This is a genomic window from Pseudomonas yangonensis (assembly GCF_009932725.1).
GTDB classification, from domain to species: Bacteria; Pseudomonadota; Gammaproteobacteria; order Pseudomonadales; family Pseudomonadaceae; genus Aquipseudomonas; species Aquipseudomonas yangonensis.
On the sequence record NZ_BLJU01000005.1, the window covers coordinates 362,475 to 377,518 of the forward strand.

Annotated in this window: 12 protein-coding genes; 9 read left to right on the plus strand and 3 right to left on the minus strand. The window is 62.4% G+C overall.

What is annotated here, in order from left to right:
- Positions 1–61 precede the first annotated feature (61 nt).
- A complete protein-coding gene (locus GYB81_RS10300; protein ID WP_024308775.1) occupies positions 62–529 on the plus strand; it encodes an Lrp/AsnC family transcriptional regulator in 468 nt (155 codons plus the stop codon).
- Here the strand turns inward: GYB81_RS10300 and GYB81_RS10305 are convergent.
- Positions 526–1,488, minus strand: a complete 963-nt coding sequence (locus GYB81_RS10305; RefSeq protein ID WP_161865530.1) for a DMT family transporter — start codon at positions 1,486–1,488, stop codon at positions 526–528. The two genes, GYB81_RS10300 and GYB81_RS10305, sit on opposite strands and share 4 nt — an antisense overlap.
- Positions 1,489–1,763: 275 nt before the next feature.
- Here GYB81_RS10305 and GYB81_RS10310 point away from each other — a divergent pair, with 275 nt between their 5' ends.
- Positions 1,764–2,024 (plus strand): DUF6316 family protein, encoded by a 261-nt coding sequence (locus tag GYB81_RS10310; protein ID WP_161865529.1) that lies wholly within the window; start codon positions 1,764–1,766, stop codon positions 2,022–2,024.
- 1 nt (position 2,025) lies between these two features.
- On the opposite strand, the gene GYB81_RS10315 is transcribed toward GYB81_RS10310, so the two are convergent.
- Positions 2,026–3,015, minus strand: a complete 990-nt coding sequence (locus tag GYB81_RS10315; protein ID WP_161865528.1) for an alpha/beta fold hydrolase — start codon at positions 3,013–3,015, stop codon at positions 2,026–2,028.
- Between the two features lie 199 nt (positions 3,016–3,214).
- Positions 3,215–5,515, minus strand: coding sequence for a 5-methyltetrahydropteroyltriglutamate--homocysteine S-methyltransferase (metE, locus tag GYB81_RS10320; RefSeq protein ID WP_161865527.1), 2,301 nt, complete (start codon positions 5,513–5,515; stop codon positions 3,215–3,217).
- Positions 5,516–5,683: 168 nt separating this feature from the next.
- Between metE and metR the strand changes: the two genes are divergently transcribed.
- From metR to GYB81_RS10355, 7 genes are all read left to right on the plus strand, one after another.
- A complete protein-coding gene (gene metR, locus GYB81_RS10325) occupies positions 5,684–6,601 on the plus strand; it encodes a transcriptional regulator MetR (RefSeq protein WP_024308780.1) in 918 nt (305 codons plus the stop codon).
- A gap of 211 nt (positions 6,602–6,812) precedes the next feature.
- Positions 6,813–7,469 (plus strand): TetR/AcrR family transcriptional regulator, encoded by a 657-nt coding sequence (locus GYB81_RS10330; protein ID WP_161865526.1) that lies wholly within the window; start codon positions 6,813–6,815, stop codon positions 7,467–7,469.
- Between the two features lie 9 nt (positions 7,470–7,478).
- Positions 7,479–8,564 (plus strand): efflux RND transporter periplasmic adaptor subunit, encoded by a 1,086-nt coding sequence (locus GYB81_RS10335; protein ID WP_161865525.1) that lies wholly within the window; start codon positions 7,479–7,481, stop codon positions 8,562–8,564.
- A 1-nt stretch (position 8,565) separates the two neighbouring features.
- On the plus strand, positions 8,566–11,721 hold the full coding sequence (locus tag GYB81_RS10340) for an efflux RND transporter permease subunit (RefSeq protein WP_161865524.1): 3,156 nt from the start codon (positions 8,566–8,568) through the stop codon (positions 11,719–11,721).
- A 556-nt stretch (positions 11,722–12,277) separates the two neighbouring features.
- Positions 12,278–13,123: a glutathione-dependent disulfide-bond oxidoreductase gene (yghU, locus tag GYB81_RS10345; RefSeq protein WP_161865523.1), complete on the plus strand. Its 846-nt coding sequence runs from the start codon at positions 12,278–12,280 to the stop codon at positions 13,121–13,123.
- 538 nt (positions 13,124–13,661) lie between these two features.
- Positions 13,662–14,006 (plus strand): hypothetical protein, encoded by a 345-nt coding sequence (locus GYB81_RS10350; RefSeq protein ID WP_161865522.1) that lies wholly within the window; start codon positions 13,662–13,664, stop codon positions 14,004–14,006.
- A 273-nt stretch (positions 14,007–14,279) separates the two neighbouring features.
- On the plus strand, positions 14,280–15,035 hold the full coding sequence (locus GYB81_RS10355; RefSeq protein ID WP_233787541.1) for a phage integrase: 756 nt from the start codon (positions 14,280–14,282) through the stop codon (positions 15,033–15,035).
- Positions 15,036–15,044: the final 9 nt, after the last annotated feature.

The following is a 15,044-nucleotide window of genomic DNA, read 5'->3' on the forward strand; positions in this document are numbered from 1 at the left end:
GGGCAGCAGAGACAATACTTCGCATGATCCTTCCAACAATCACAAGAAAATGGAAACAATCATGCAGGACAAGCTCAGCCCCATCGACAGGCGGATTCTCCGCCTGCTACAACACGATGCCGACCTCTCTGCAGCCGAAGTGGCGGAAAAGGTCGAGCTGTCGCAATCGCCCTGTTGGCGGCGTATTCATCGGATGCAGGAAGAAGGGCTGATCGAGCGCAAGGTCGCCCTGCTCAACCACAAGCGTCTGGGATTCGGCATCACGGTGTTCGTCGACATCAAGCTGTCGGCCCATGGTCGCGGCAATCTGGACGAGTTCGAACAGGCCGTGGTCGGCTACCCGCAGGTGCTGGAGTGCTACAGCATGGCCGGCGGCTCGGACTACCTGCTCAAGGTGGTGGCCAAGGACATAGGCGATTACGAGCGCTTCCTGCGCGATCACCTGCTGCAGCGTCCGCACGTACATGAAGCGCACTCGCACATCGCCATGAGCGAGGTCAAACGCACCACCGAGTTGCCGCTGGATTAGATCCCGGCCTGCCGCCTGGCCCTGCGTGCTCGCAGGGCCTCCATAAGCGATGGGCCAAGGGCGGTTAGCGCCGAGCCAAGCACGACGACCACGGCACCTGCGTAGGCGATCCAGTTGACCTGTTCGGGCAACACGTGGTCCGGCCACCAGGTCGACGCCAGGGCCACGGAGACGAAGGTCACCAGCGGCGTCAGGGCCAGGGTCGCGCTCACTCTTGAAGCCTCCCAGTGCGCCAACGCCTCGGCGAAGGCGCCATAAGCCACCAGGGTATTCAGGCAGCAGGCCAGCAGCAGCCAGCCTTGTAGCGGGCTCAGCTCCAGCACTTGCAAGGGATGCGCCCAGGGCGTCAGCAGGAGTGCGCAGGCCAGGTAGATGACCATCATCACCTGCACCGAACTCCACGAGGTCAGCAGTTGCTTCTGCGCCAGACCGTAGAAAGTCCAGACGAAGGCAGCGGCCAGCACGGTCAGCACGCCGGTGGTGTAAGCGGTGAGCGAAGTCAGCAACTCAGCCAGGCGCTGATTGAAGAACAGGCCGAAGCCCAGCAACATCACCATCAGGCCGAGTGCCTGGCCCAGACTGAAGCGTTCGCGAAAGACAAACAGGCTGCTGATCAGCAACAGGATCGGCGCCACCTGGATCACCAGTTGCGTGGTACCGGGGCTGAGCAGATTGAGCCCGACCAGATACAACACGTAGTTGGAGGTCAGCCCGCCGATGGCCAGCGCCAGCAGCCAGCCACCCTTGCGCCCGAGCGGGCGAAAGCTCGGCAGGCGGCGGCTCGCGGCGAGATAGGCCAGCAACAGCGAACCGGCGACCGCCAGGCGGTACCAGGTGACCGTGACCGGATCCATTACCTGGAGAACTTCTTTGAGTTTGATTGGCAGGATGCCCCATAGCACCGATGTGACCAAGGCAAGTAGCAGGCCGTACATCCAACGGCCGGAGGAAATGTGCATGACGACCTCAGGCAGGCGGCCAACAGGACATGTCGACCGCAGCAGACCATTCTAGGAGAGGTCAGGATACCGACACAGCAACAGTTAAGCCCGGTAGTCGGGCACAACTGTACCGCCAGGCGCGCAACCTGACAAACGGCCGGCGCCAAAAATCCATAAAATCGGCCAAAAGACGCTAAAAGGCCGACAAAAGCAACCATCTATCGCTTTGCCATGCGCACCGCTTCGCTTGCATTAAACTCAGACCATCCAGCCCCACAGATGGAGCTTTCGCCATGTTCGGCCAACGTACCGCCGACCCGCAACCGGGTACGCATTACCGCAGTTCACGGCTCAGCGCCGTCAATGGTCAGTACTTTTTCGCCACCCGCGAAGGCACGCTGGAAGGCCCCTTCCCCTCCCGCCACGATGCCGAGCAAAGCATCACCCGCTACATCGAGCGCATGGCCATGGCCGAGAAGCTGCTGCGCCACAGCAGCGAGCACATCGATAACCTGCAGCGCCGCGAAGCGATCAAGCACAACCAGGAGTTGTGAACTACAAACGCGCCAACCCCAGATCCTCCCGGTGCGCCGCAAGATGCGGCAACACGGCGGCCAGCAGTGGCTCCTTGAAGGCGTCCTGAAAACGATGCGCAAGCCCCGGAATCAGCTTGAGTTCGGCGCCCTTGATATGCGCGGCTACATGCACGCCGTGCATCACCGGCAGGAGCGGGTCGGCGGTGCCGTGCACCACCAGCGTCGGCACTTTCAGGCGATTGAGCAGCTCGACCCGGCTCGACTCGGCGAGAATCGCCAGCAACTGCCGCTGCACGCCTTCGGGATTGAAGGCACGGTCATAGGCCACTTCGGCCTGATGCAGAAGCAAGGCGCGATCATCATGTACCGAAGGGCTGCCGAGCGCCGCGAGCAGATCGGCCTGCTGCTGCAGAGCGGCCTCGCGACTACCGGCCTCACGTCGTGCCAACAGGGCAACCAGGGCATCGCTTGGCGCTGGCAAGCCTTGCGCACCTGAGCTGGTCATCACCAGCGTCAGGCTGAGCACGCGCTGCGGCGCCAGATCGGCCAGGTGCTGGGCGATCATGCCGCCCATGCTCGCGCCCAGCACGTGGAAGGCATCGACCCCGAGGCTGTCCATCAATCCCAGGGCATCGCCGGCCATGTCACGCAGGTGATAAGGCGCGCCGAGCGAGAGGCCCAGCCGGTAGCGCAGCACTTCATAAGGCAGATTGATGCTCGGCGCGGGCTTGCGCCAGGTACTCAGCCCCACATCGCGATTGTCGAAACGCACCACGCGAAAGCCCTGCTGGCAAAGGCGCTCGACCACCTCATCAGGCCAGTGAATCAACTGGCCACCCAGGCCCATGACCAGTAGCAGAGCCGGGTCGTGCTCGCTGCCGACGCTCTGATAGGCCAGGCGTATGTCGCCCACGTCGGCATACCGGGTCGGCTCGGAAAGATCACAACGGTTGGCCGCAAAAGACGGCAGGCCGCAAAGCATTGCGACCACAAAGATGAATGCACGCATGAAAACACCAGAAACGCAGAACCCCACTGGAACGCGATTCTGGTGAAAGTCATTCGACGGCGCTGCCACACAAGCATGACAATTTAATGAAGGAGGACGAACGGTCGGCGATCGGGGTGACGATAGCGGCCAGCCAGAGCGTCGCGCCGTGAAGCCCCTCGCTACGTGGGAGGGGCTTTAGCCGCGACGACCTGGAGCATCAGGCCAGCTCGGCACGCAACTGCCTGGCCGCCGCGACCATGTTCACCAGCGCTGCTTCGGTCTCCGGCCAGGCGCGGGTTTTCAGGCCGCAATCGGGGTTGACCCAAAGACGCTCCAGCGGGATACGCCGCACCGCCTTGCGCAGCAGGTTGGCCATCTCGGCGCTGTCCGGCACCCGTGGCGAGTGGATGTCGTAGACGCCTGGGCCAATCTCGTTGGGATAATCAAAGCGCTCGAAGGCCTCCAGCAACTCCATATCCGAACGCGACGTCTCGATGGTGATCACGTCGGCATCCATAGCCGCGATGGCCTCGATCACATCGTTGAACTCGCTGTAGCACATATGAGTGTGGATCTGGGTTTCGTCACGCACGCCGCTGGCGGTCAGACGGAAGGCTTCGGTGGCCCAGTCCAGGTAATGCTGCCAGGCGGCCCGACGCAGCGGCAGCCCTTCGCGAAACGCGGCCTCGTCGATCTGGATGATCTTGATGCCCGCCGCCTCCAGATCCATCACCTCATCGCGAATCGCCAGCGCCAGTTGCCTGGCCTGTACTTCGCGGGCAACGTCCTCGCGCGGGAAGGACCACATCAGCATGGTCACCGGGCCGGTCAGCATGCCCTTCACTACCTTGTCGGTCAGACTTTGGGCATAGCGAATCCACTCCACGCTCATGGCCTGCGGGCGACTCAGATCGCCGACGATCACTGCCGGTTTCACGCAGCGCGAACCATAGCTCTGCACCCAGCCGAAGCGGGTGAAGGCGTAGCCGTCGAGCTGCTCGGCGAAGTACTCGACCATGTCGTTGCGCTCGGCCTCGCCGTGCACCAGCACATCCAGGCCGAGGCGTTCCTGGGTCCGTATGGCTTCACGTATTTCGCCGTGCATGGCCTCAAGGTAATCGGCGGCGCCGAGCTTGCCCTGCTTGAACGCCTGGCGTGCCAGGCGAATGGCCGAAGTCTGCGGGAAGGAGCCGATGCTGGTAGTCGGCAGCACCGGCAACTGCAGGCGCTCGCGCTGTTTGCCGATGCGCTCGGCGAATGGCGACTGGCGCTGGGCATGACGCGGAAGGATCGCTGCCAGACGCGCCTGCACCTCAGGCTTGTGAATGCGCGTCGATGCAGCACGTGCGGCCTGTACCGCACGGCTGGCTTCCAGCGCAGCCTGTACAGCGGCGTCGTCCGGCGCCTCCAGTGCCCTGCCGAGCACGGCGACCTCCTGGCACTTCTGCACGGCGAAGGCGAGCCAGCTCTTCAGTTCGGCGTCGAGCTGATCTTCACGCGCCAGGTCCACCGGGCTGTGCAACAGCGAGCAGGACGGCGCCACCCACAAGCGCTCGCCCAGACGTTCGTGAGCGTGACGCAACACTTCGAGGGCCTTGTCCAGATCGCAGCGCCAGACGTTGCGGCCATTGACCAGACCCAGCGACAACACTTTATAAGCCGGCAGACGGTCGAGAATGGTCGGATACTGCTCCGGCGCCCGCACCAGATCGATATGCAGACCATCCACCGGCAGATTGGCGGCCAGACCGAGGTTGTCTTCCAGGCCACCGAAATAGGTGGCGATCAGCTTCTTGCAGGGTTCACGCTGAATCAGGTTGTAGGCGCGCTCGAAGGCGTTCTTCCAGTCCTGCGGCAGGTCCAGCACCAGGATCGGCTCGTCGATCTGCACCCACTCCACGCCTTGCCCAGCCAGGCGCTGGAGAATTTCGCCATACACCGGCAGCAGGCGCTCGAGCAGCTCCAGCCGGTCGAAGTCGGCGCCTTTGGCCTTGCCCAGCCATAAATAGGTCAGCGGGCCGATCAGCACCGGTTTGACCTGGTGGCCAAGGGCGTGCGCCTCCTCCACTTCCTCGAACAACTGCTCCCAGCTCAGGGCGAACTGCTGATCAACGCCGAATTCCGGTACCAGGTAGTGATAGTTGGTATCGAACCACTTGGTCAGCTCCTGCGCATGAGCGCCACAGCAGTTGCCGCTGCTCTTATTTGCAACGGCCCCACGGGCCATGGCGAACAGCGTCTCCAACGTCGGCTTGCCGGCGGCCGGGCGAAAACGCTCGGGAATCACGCCGAAGGCCAGCGAATGGCCAAGCACCTGGTCGTACCAGGCAAAGTCGCCCACCGGCAGCAGGTCGATGCCGGCGTCTTTCTGCAACTGCCAGTGTTCGGCGCGCAGACGCTGGCCGACCGCGCGCAGCCCGGTTTCATCCAGCTCACCTCGCCAATGCGCTTCGAGCGCTTTTTTCAGTTCGCGGTCGCGACCGATGCGCGGGAAACCGAGGGAATGGGACAGGGCCATGACTTAACGCTCCATACTAAATCGAGATGGCGCCATTCTCGGCATCGGCCATGAGTGAGACAAACTCAAGATTTTCGTCTTGATCTAAAGATTTACTCATGTAGGCTGTATGAAGCATTTTCATCCAGCACCGAAACTGGATGAGTGAAACCTTCGCAGAGACCCGCCATGCTCGAGCTACGTCACCTGAAAACCCTGCACGCCCTGCGCGAAACCGACAGCCTGGTCGAAGCGGCCGAGCGCCTGCACCTGACCCAGTCGGCACTGTCGCATCAGTTCAAGGAGCTGGAAGAACGCCTCGGCCTGCAGCTGTTCGTGCGCAAGACCAAACCGGTGCGTTTCACCAGTGCCGGCCTGCGCCTGCTGCAACTAGCCGACGCCACCCTGCCCCTGCTGCGCAGCGCAGAACGCGACCTGGCACGCCTGGCCGGCGGCACTGCCGGGCGCCTGCACATGGCGATCGAATGCCACAGCTGCTTTCAGTGGCTGATGCCGACCATCGACCAGTTCCGCGATGCCTGGCCGGAAGTGGAGCTGGACCTGGCCTCGGGCTTCTCCTTCGCCCCGCTGCCGGCGCTGGCCCGTGGCGACCTGGACCTGGTGGTGACTTCGGACCCCATCGAACTGGCAGGCATCACCTACGTACCGCTGTTCACCTACGAAGCCCAGCTGGCGGTCGCCAATCAGCATCGCCTGGCGTCCAAGGCCTATATCCAGCCCGAGGATCTGGCCAGGGAAACCCTGATCACCTATCCCATCGAGCGCGACCGCCTGGACATCTTCACCCGCTTCCTCGAGCCGGCCGATGTAGAGCCGGCGCAGGTGCGCACTTCCGAGCTGACGGTCATGATGATGCAACTGGTCGCCAGCGGCCGAGGCGTATGCGGCCTGCCCAACTGGGCGCTTCACGAATACAGCTCGCGCGGCTACGTCAGCGCCAAGCGCCTGGGCGAGAAAGGTTTGTACTGCACGCTGTATGCAGCGATCCGCAGCGACATGCTCGACGCGCCCTTCATGCGTGATTTCCTGCTGACCGCCAAGGACACCTCCTTCGCCAGCCTCGAAGGTGTCAGCGTGGCGCGCTAAGCGCCGCCCTCATAAGGCAGCTGGCGGCCCAGCGAAATTTTTTGGGCTGTCAGCATGCTTGGCCCCGTGACGCTGCTGTAGGCACCTCGCACCTGGCGCAGCCCTCAGCCTAGGTGGCACCCCGCAATTGCCTTGTTACAACTCCCCGCTTGCCGCATCGTGACCAACAGTCATAGCATGACCGCCGGTCACAAGTTGCCGCGGAATACCCATGCGCTATCAGGATCAACTCTTCCAGCAACGGGAAAACGCCCTGCTCCAATCCGCTCGCCTGCTGTTTCAGGAACAATCCTGGGATCGGGTCACCATCGCCGACGTGGCGCGTCACGCGGGTATCGGCAAAGGCACCGTGTACAAACACTTCACCAGCAAGGAAGCGCTCTATGCGCGCCTTGTCCTGGACTGCTCACGCCAACACCTGGCCGAGCTGCAGGAAATCGCCCGCAGCGCACCTGAGCAAGAGGCCATGCGCCGAGTGATTCGCCGCGCCTTTGAATTGCTGCAGGCCGACCCGCTGCAGGCGCAGCTTTGCCTGCTATGTGACCGCCCGGCATTTCAGGAGCGCCTGGAGCCACCCTACCGCGAGCAGTTCATCGAGCTCGAAGGCCAGTACATGAACCTGTTCAGCGGCCTGCTGCAGAGCAGCTTCCGCGATCTGCAGCTCTCCCCTGTGCACTGCCAGCATCTGCTGTGGGGTGTGGAGGCCTGCGTCAATGGTGTCATGGCGCGCATTGCCTCCGGCGGTTTCGCGCACTGGGCCGAGTACATCGAGCTCGGCGCGTACTTCGACCGCGTTACCGACTTCATCATCGCCGGCCTGCAGGGCCAGGCCGCCGCGCTGCTGGCAGCGCCCGCCAACAACGAGTAAGCCATCGCCATGTTCGCGCAACTCAGCAAACGTCCCTGGATCATCGCCGTCGTCATCGCCATCGTGCTGCTGCTCTGGCTGCTCAGCGGCGACCGCTTCGTCGCACGCGACGAGGTACAGGCCGAGCCCGATAAAACGGCCACGAGCGCCGAACTGGCACGGGTGGAGGTGACCTGGCTGGAAGCGCAGCCCATGCAGCGCCAGCATGTGGTGCAGGGCCAGATCGAGGCCTGGCGCCGCGTGGAACTGCGCGCCCAGGTCAGCGGCAGCGTGCAGAACCTGGATCAGGACAAGGGCAACCGCGTCGCCGCCGATCAGTTGCTGCTCAGCCTCTCGCCGGACGACCGCCCGGCGCAGGTCGCACGCAGCGAGGCCGATGTCCGGCAACGGCAAAGCGACGTCACCGCGGCCAAACGCCTGCGTGAGCGCAGCCTGGTCTCGGCCAACGAACTGATGCGCCTGGAAAGCGAGCTGGCCAAGGCACGCGCCGAACTCGACAGCGCCCGCCTGCAGCAACGCAACACCAAGATCAGGGCGCCGTTCGCCGGCATTTACGACCAGCGCATGGTCGAGCTGGGAGACTTCGTCCAACCCGGCCAGAGCCTGCTGACCCTGGTAGACATCGACCGCCTCAAGGTCAGCGCGCAGATCGCCCAGCAACAGGTGACCCAGCTCGAGCTGGGCCAGCCGGTGAAGGTGGAACTGCTCGACGGCCGCACGCTGCAGGGCGAACTGCACTTCATCGCCGCCGCAGCCGACCCGGGCTCGCGCAGCTTCCGCATCGAGGTCAAGGTGGACAACCCGGACGGCTTGCGCCTGGCCGGGGCCAGCGCCACGCTGCATATCCAGACCGGCGAAGCCATGGCTCATCGCCTGTCCCCTGCCCTGCTCAGCCTGGATGAAAACGGCCGTCATGGCGTCAAGTGGGTCAACGATGCGCAGCGTGTGCAGTTCACCCCGGTCGAGCTGATCAGCGTCGACAACCAGGGCGCCTGGGTCAGCGGCCTGCCGCCGAAGGTCGCGCTGATCACCCTTGGCCAGGGATTCGTCCAGCCCGGCCAGCAGGTGCGCACGCAACTTGCCGAGGGCAGCTGAGATGCACGCACTGATCGCCGCCGCCCTCGACCGCAGCCGCACCACCATCCTCATCCTGCTATTCCTGCTCTGCGGCGGGCTGGTGGCCTACATCGCCATGCCCAAGGAGTCCAACCCCGACGTCACCATCCCGATGATCTATGTCTCGGTGACCCTCGAAGGCATCAGCCCGGAAGACGGCGAGCGCCTGCTGGTACGCCCGCTGGAACAGGAGCTGCGCAGCCTGGAGGGCGTCAAGGAAATGCGCTCGATGTCCAGCGAGGGTCACGCCTCGGTGATCCTGGAGTTCGATGCCGGCTTCGATGCCAAGGTGGCGCTGGCCGATGTACGCGAGAAGGTCGACACCGCACGCAGCAAACTGCCTGAGGAGGCCGACGAGCCGACCGTCACCGAAGTCAACGTGGCGCTGTTCCCGGTGCTGTCGGTGGGCCTTTCCGGGCCGATCGCCGAGAACGAGCTGGTGTACATCGCCAGGCGCCTGAAGGAGAACATCGAAGGCATCGCCGAGGTGTTGTCGGTGGAGATCGGTGGCGACCGCGAAGACCTGCTGGAAATCGTCGTCGACCCGCAGGTGCTGGACAGCTACGGGATCGACTACAACGAGCTGTTCAACCTGGTCAGCCGCAACAACCGCCTGGTCGCTGCCGGCAGCCTGGATACCGGCGCCGGGCGCATGAGCATGAAGGTGCCCGGCGTCATCGAAGACCTCGAAGACGTGATGCGCATGCCGATCAAGGTGGTCGGCGACAGCGTGGTCACCTTCGCCGACGTCGCCACCATCCGTCGCACCTTCAAGGACCCCACCGGTTTCGCTCGCATCAACGGCCAGCCGGCCATCGTGCTGGAAGTAGCCAAACGCAGCGGCGCCAACATCATCGAGACCATCGACCAGGTCAAGGCGCTGATGGAACAGGCGGGGCCCCTGCTGCCGCCGGGCGTTGAAGTCAGCTACATCATGGACCAGTCGCAGGAGGTGCAGGGCATGCTCGGCGATCTCCTCAACAATGTGCTGACCGCCATCGTTCTGGTGCTGATCCTGGTGGTGGCGAGCATGGGCATGCGCTCGGCGCTGCTGGTCGGCCTGACCATTCCCGGCGCCTTCCTGACCGGCATCCTGCTGATCTGGATGCTCGGCTTCACCCTCAATATCGTCGTACTGTTCAGCCTGATCCTGGTAGCCGGCATGCTGGTGGACGGCGCCATCGTCGTCTCCGAACTGGCCGACCGCTACCTGCAACAGGGCCAGACGCCTCGTCAGGCCTGGGCCAACGCCGCCACACGGATGGCCTGGCCGGTGATCGCCTCCACCGCCACCACCCTCGTGGTGTTCCTGCCGCTGCTGTTCTGGCCAGGCGTGGTCGGCCAGTTCATGAAGTACCTGCCGGCCACCGTGATTCTCTGCCTGCTGGCATCGCTGGCCATGGCGTTGGTCTTTCTACCCGTGCTCGGCGCCGTCACCGGCGGCCAGGCACGCCCACAAGCGCCCACCGCCAACCGCGCCGGCAACGCCTACCGCAATCTGCTGGCTACCCTACTCAAGCGCCCGGGCCTGACCCTGCTCGGCATGCTGGCGCTGATCGCCCTGATCTACGTTGGCTACGGGCGCTTCAACCATGGCGTGGAATTCTTCCCCGACGTCGAGCCGGAAAGCGCGCAGATCTGGCTACGCGCCCGTGGCGATCTGTCGGTGCAGGAGAAGGACAGCCTGCTCCAGCAGGTGGAAAAGCAGGTGCTCGGCATGCGTGAGGTCAAGGCGCTGTATGCGCGCTCACTGGCCCAGCCGGAAGGCCAGCAAGGCCAACTCGGCGCCGACGTGATCGGCACATTGCAGTTCCAGTTCGTCGACTGGCACCAACGCCGGCCGGCCAAGGACATTCTCGCCGAAATGAGCCAGCGCACCGCCGGCATTCCCGGCGTCCTCCTGGAGTTCCGCAAGCAGGAACAGGGGCCCACCGACGGCAAGCCGGTGAAGCTGCAGATCAGCTCGCTGGACCCGGCATTGAGCGAGCAATGGGTCGAACGTATTCGCGGCGAGATGCAGAACCTCGGCGGCTTCGTCGACATCGAAGACGACCGTGCCCTGCCCGGCATCGAGTGGCGCATCAAGGTCGATCGCGAGGCCGCCGCGCGCTTCGGCGCCGACGTGCTCAGCGTCGGCAACGCGGTGCAGATGATCACCAACGGCCTGAAGCTGGCCACCTACCGGCCCGAGGATGCCACCGACGAAGTCGACATCCGTGTGCGTCTGCCCGGCAATTGGCGTTCGCTCGATCAGCTCGGCCGTCTGACACTTAATACACCGTCAGGTCAGGTGCCGCTGAGCAACTTCGTCGACCTGCAACCCGCGCCCAAGGTCGGCACCCTGCGCCGCGTCGACGGCGACCGCACCATCACCCTGCAGGCCGACCTGGCCGAAGGTGCACGCCTGGATGAACGCCTCAAGGCACTACGCGAAACGCTCGGCGAGGTTCCAGCCGAGGTCAAGGTGAAATTCGCAGGGGAAGATGCCGACCAGCGTGAAGCGGCCACCTTCCTGATGACCGCCTTCGTTGTCGCCATCTTCCTCATGACGATCATCCTGGTGACCCAGTTCAACAGCCTGTACCAGGCCGCGCTGGTCCTGTCGGCCATCGTCCTGTCCACCGCCGGCGTGCTGATGGGCCTGCTGGTCAACGGCCAGTCGTTCGGCATCGTCATGGTGGGCATGGGCCTGATCGCCCTGGCCGGCATCGTGGTAAACAACAACATCATTCTGATCGACACCTACAACCAGTTGCGCCGCCAGGGCCTGGAGCCGCGCGAGGCGGCGCTGGAAACCGGCAGCCTGCGCCTGCGCCCGGTGCTGCTCACGGCAGTGACCACCATCCTCGGCCTGATGCCCATGGTGCTCAGCATCAACGTCGACCTGGTGACGCCAAGCCTCGGCTTCGGGGCGCCCTCGACGCAGTGGTGGACGCAACTGTCGAGCGCCATCGCCGGCGGCCTGGCCTTTGCCACGGTGCTGACCCTGCTGCTCACGCCCTGCCTGCTGGTGCTTGGCGCCCGCTTCGAACGCCGCCCGCCACCGCTGGAGAGCTACGACACCGACCTGCTCGACCTACCCGAGCATCTGATCGCACAACGCGCGGACAAGCCGCACCTGCAACGCGCCGACTGAGGCGCCCAGGCAAGACACGGCAAATCGCCAGGTATCGCCTGGGCTAGATAGCCACGACGGCTAAGGTAGGGGTTGGAGAATTTTTCAAGCGCGAGGCGCGCAATGCGCCTCGCACAAACGACAAAGCCCTCTTCTGGAGGGCTTTGTCGTTTCCGCTCGCCTCGTATCAGCCAGCGGAAACAATGAACACCGAGCTAACGAAGTGTGTGGGGTCGGCATCCTGCCTGTTGGCCACTTCGTTAGCCCGGTGATCGGAGAGTAGATCAGGCAGTGGCGTTTTGCCAAGTATCAAGGTGAGACCTGTTCAGCGACTCTCGAAGCCTGCTCGGTACAATGCAAAGCCCAGCAACAGCTGCGCCCGAAACGAATCTGAAGCAGATCAGGACGAACGTCTACCACTTTTTCTGCGTAGCAACTGCAACGCTGATATCGATACCGGCAGGCACTATCAACCAAGCCGATAATCCAAATGCACGATAGGCATTCAAATTTCGGGCGCAATCCAGATAGCCTTGGCCGCGACTGCACCCTTCACATGTCGACAAGCGAGGCATCGATGACTCAATCCACCTACGTACCGCCGAAGGTCTGGCAACACCTGGAGGCATCCGGCGGCCAGTTCTCCAAAATCAACCGTCCGGTTGCAGGCGCGACCCATGACAAGGAGTTACCGGTCGGCAAGCATCCATTGCAGCTCTATTCCATGGCGACACCCAATGGCGTAAAGGTGACCATCCTTCTGGAGGAACTGCTCGCGCAGGGCCATGAGGGCGCCGAATACGACGCCTGGCTCATTCGCATCAGCGAAGGTGACCAGTTTTCCAGCGGCTTCGTTGGCGTAAACCCGAACTCGAAAATCCCCGCCCTGCTCGACCGCAGCACGGATAAACCCATCCGTGTCTTCGAGTCAGGTTCGATCCTGCTTTACCTGGCGGAAAAATTCGACGCCTTCCTGCCCAAAGACCCGGCAGGTCGTACCGAAACCCTCAACTGGCTGTTCTGGCAAATGGGTTCGGCGCCCTACCTGGGGGGCGGTTTCGGGCACTTTTACGTCTACGCCCCGGAAAAGTTCGAATACGCCATCAACCGCTTCACCATGGAAGCCAAGCGCCAACTCGACGTCCTCAACCAGCGGCTCGCCAATAACCGCTATCTGGCCGGCGACACTTACACCATCGCCGATATCGCCGTATGGCCCTGGTATGGCGAACTTGTGAGAAACAACGTCTACTCGGCCGCGGAATTCCTCGCCGTTCACGAATACCCGCACGTTCTGCGCTGGGCCGAAGAAATCGCCGGGCGCGAGGCCGTGCAACGCGGCAGGCGAGTCAACCGCACCTGGGGCGATGAATCGGAACAAGTGCCCGAGCGGCATCAGGCTTCTGATCTGAACACTATCTGAGGCGGGAAAGCGATCGCGAATCCCGAAGCGCTCCCCAGCCGAGAAACAAAGCCCCGGATCGCTATGCGATCCGGGGCTTTTTGCTGTGACATAAGATATGACTTACTCCAGCAGGACTAACGCCGGTGCGGTGCAGATCGCCGCAACTCATGATCGACAATTGAGAATGGGGCCTCGCCCCCCACCTGATTACACCCAGCCTCATCCCTCAAACTTCGTCCGCCCAATTTCCGCGAACGCAATAAAAGGATACCAAGGCAGATTGGTGTGAAAAGTAAATCTCTTAAAAACAGCGCCAAGCATTATTACAGCGCCGAAGTGCGTCAGGTCAGCTGGTATCGATGGCAACATCAGATCACTCCGCGGTAATCAAGAGCCGCAGCTTGCACGATAGCGTTATGCCTGCTCATGCATTTTGCACTCCGCACCAGCGGTCGAAACCCAGGCAAAGCCAGAAAATACAGGGCCTGAACAATCGACGCAGCCTGGCATAAATCCTGCCATTGGACTCGAACCAGAATTATGGAGTTCACTCGTCATGGAACACGCTATCCGTTGTTTGAACGAAAGTTTCCCTGGGCATGAAGTTGCATTCAAGTCGCGTCCCGACGGCAAGCTGCTAGTGTCTCTCAGCCAAAATGGCAAGAGCCTCTACATGAAGGCAATTGACCCGTGCACACTCCTGCATGAGCGAGATTTGAGATCGTTGATCAATGAGTTCAATCTCAGCCGGAAATCAGCCAACGGAACCATTCGCAAGGAAGATATCTATGAGCAGTTACTGCAAAGCGCTCTTCCTACCTTTAGCGGAAGCCCAATCAACCCGACCGCGGCGAAAATGATCTGGATAAAACGTGAAGGAAGGCCTACCACGCACCGCTAGATGCTAGGAATGGCCTGAATTAGCCCTGAATTTCCGGTCTCTGCCGATTTGCGAACGCGGCCAACCGATCAGAAAGTCGATCAGGTCGCGCGCACATTTCTGAGTTTTTAGATGCCGCAGGCCCCGCGGCTGCCATTTCACGTATTACAGATGCACCTCTCGTGCGGTAGTCAGGAAATACCGGCGCGCCATTCATAGATTCGCCCGCACCCTGAGCGATGGTGAGACAAGGCGTCGCCTGCTGGATACGTTGGCCAAGAGCTGGGCGACCCGGTGGCCATCAAGATGACCGCAACGAGTACGCCGAATATCGAACCCAAGCCATCAAAGCCGGTGCCAATCCGAACCTTGAACAACCGCCTGGGCTACCTGCGCTCAGTCTTCAACGTACTGCACCAGCTCAGCGAAATCGACTACGCCAATCCGCTGGCTCGCGTCCGTCCTCTGCGTCTGCAGGAGAAGGAATTGGCCTACCTGACCGATGGCCAGATAGAGACGCTGTTCTCCACCATTCACCGTTATTGCAGGACGCCCCATGTCGCCATGGTCGCTGCCATCTGCTTGGCTACAGGTGCTCGTTGGGGTGAGGCTCAGGCACTGACGCCCGACCGGGTACGCAACCAATTGGTTACGTTCGTGAACACCAAAGGCAAGCGTGTCCGCTCGATCCCCATCGCCTTGGAGCTGGAACAACAGATACACCGGCACTTTAAGCAGCATGGCCAGTTCAGCAACTGCCTGAACAGCTTCGACAAGGCATTGGGCGAGTCCCGTTTGCCGGTGCCTGCTGGCCAGTCATCACACGTGTTACGGCACACCTTCGCCAGCCACTTCGTCATGAACGGCGGCAATATCTCACCCCGCAGAAAATCCTGGGTCATACCACCTTGGCCATGTCCATGCGCTACGCGCACCTCGCGCCCGATCACCTGCAGGATGTTGTCAGATTCGGACCGGCTAGCGATCACCAACGATTTCTCGGCGTCATCACCCCGGCCGGCTGAATGCTTTCCTGTGCCAGGTGCTTAGCTTAAGATG

What these genes read in the sequence shown, in the direction of transcription:
- GYB81_RS10300 (WP_024308775.1), top strand. Translation starts at nt 62, where the DNA reads ATGCAGGACAAGCTCAGCCCCATCGACAGGCGGATTCTCCGCCTGCTA.
- GYB81_RS10305 (WP_161865530.1), bottom strand. Translation starts at nt 1,488, where the DNA reads ATGCACATTTCCTCCGGCCGTTGGATGTACGGCCTGCTACTTGCCTTG.
- GYB81_RS10310 (WP_161865529.1), top strand. Translation starts at nt 1,764, where the DNA reads ATGTTCGGCCAACGTACCGCCGACCCGCAACCGGGTACGCATTACCGC.
- GYB81_RS10315 (WP_161865528.1), bottom strand. Translation starts at nt 3,015, where the DNA reads ATGCGTGCATTCATCTTTGTGGTCGCAATGCTTTGCGGCCTGCCGTCT.
- metE (WP_161865527.1), bottom strand. Translation starts at nt 5,515, where the DNA reads ATGGCCCTGTCCCATTCCCTCGGTTTCCCGCGCATCGGTCGCGACCGC.
- metR (WP_024308780.1), top strand. Translation starts at nt 5,684, where the DNA reads ATGCTCGAGCTACGTCACCTGAAAACCCTGCACGCCCTGCGCGAAACC.
- GYB81_RS10330 (WP_161865526.1), top strand. Translation starts at nt 6,813, where the DNA reads ATGCGCTATCAGGATCAACTCTTCCAGCAACGGGAAAACGCCCTGCTC.
- GYB81_RS10335 (WP_161865525.1), top strand. Translation starts at nt 7,479, where the DNA reads ATGTTCGCGCAACTCAGCAAACGTCCCTGGATCATCGCCGTCGTCATC.
- GYB81_RS10340 (WP_161865524.1), top strand. Translation starts at nt 8,566, where the DNA reads ATGCACGCACTGATCGCCGCCGCCCTCGACCGCAGCCGCACCACCATC.
- yghU (WP_161865523.1), top strand. Translation starts at nt 12,278, where the DNA reads ATGACTCAATCCACCTACGTACCGCCGAAGGTCTGGCAACACCTGGAG.
- GYB81_RS10350 (WP_161865522.1), top strand. Translation starts at nt 13,662, where the DNA reads ATGGAACACGCTATCCGTTGTTTGAACGAAAGTTTCCCTGGGCATGAA.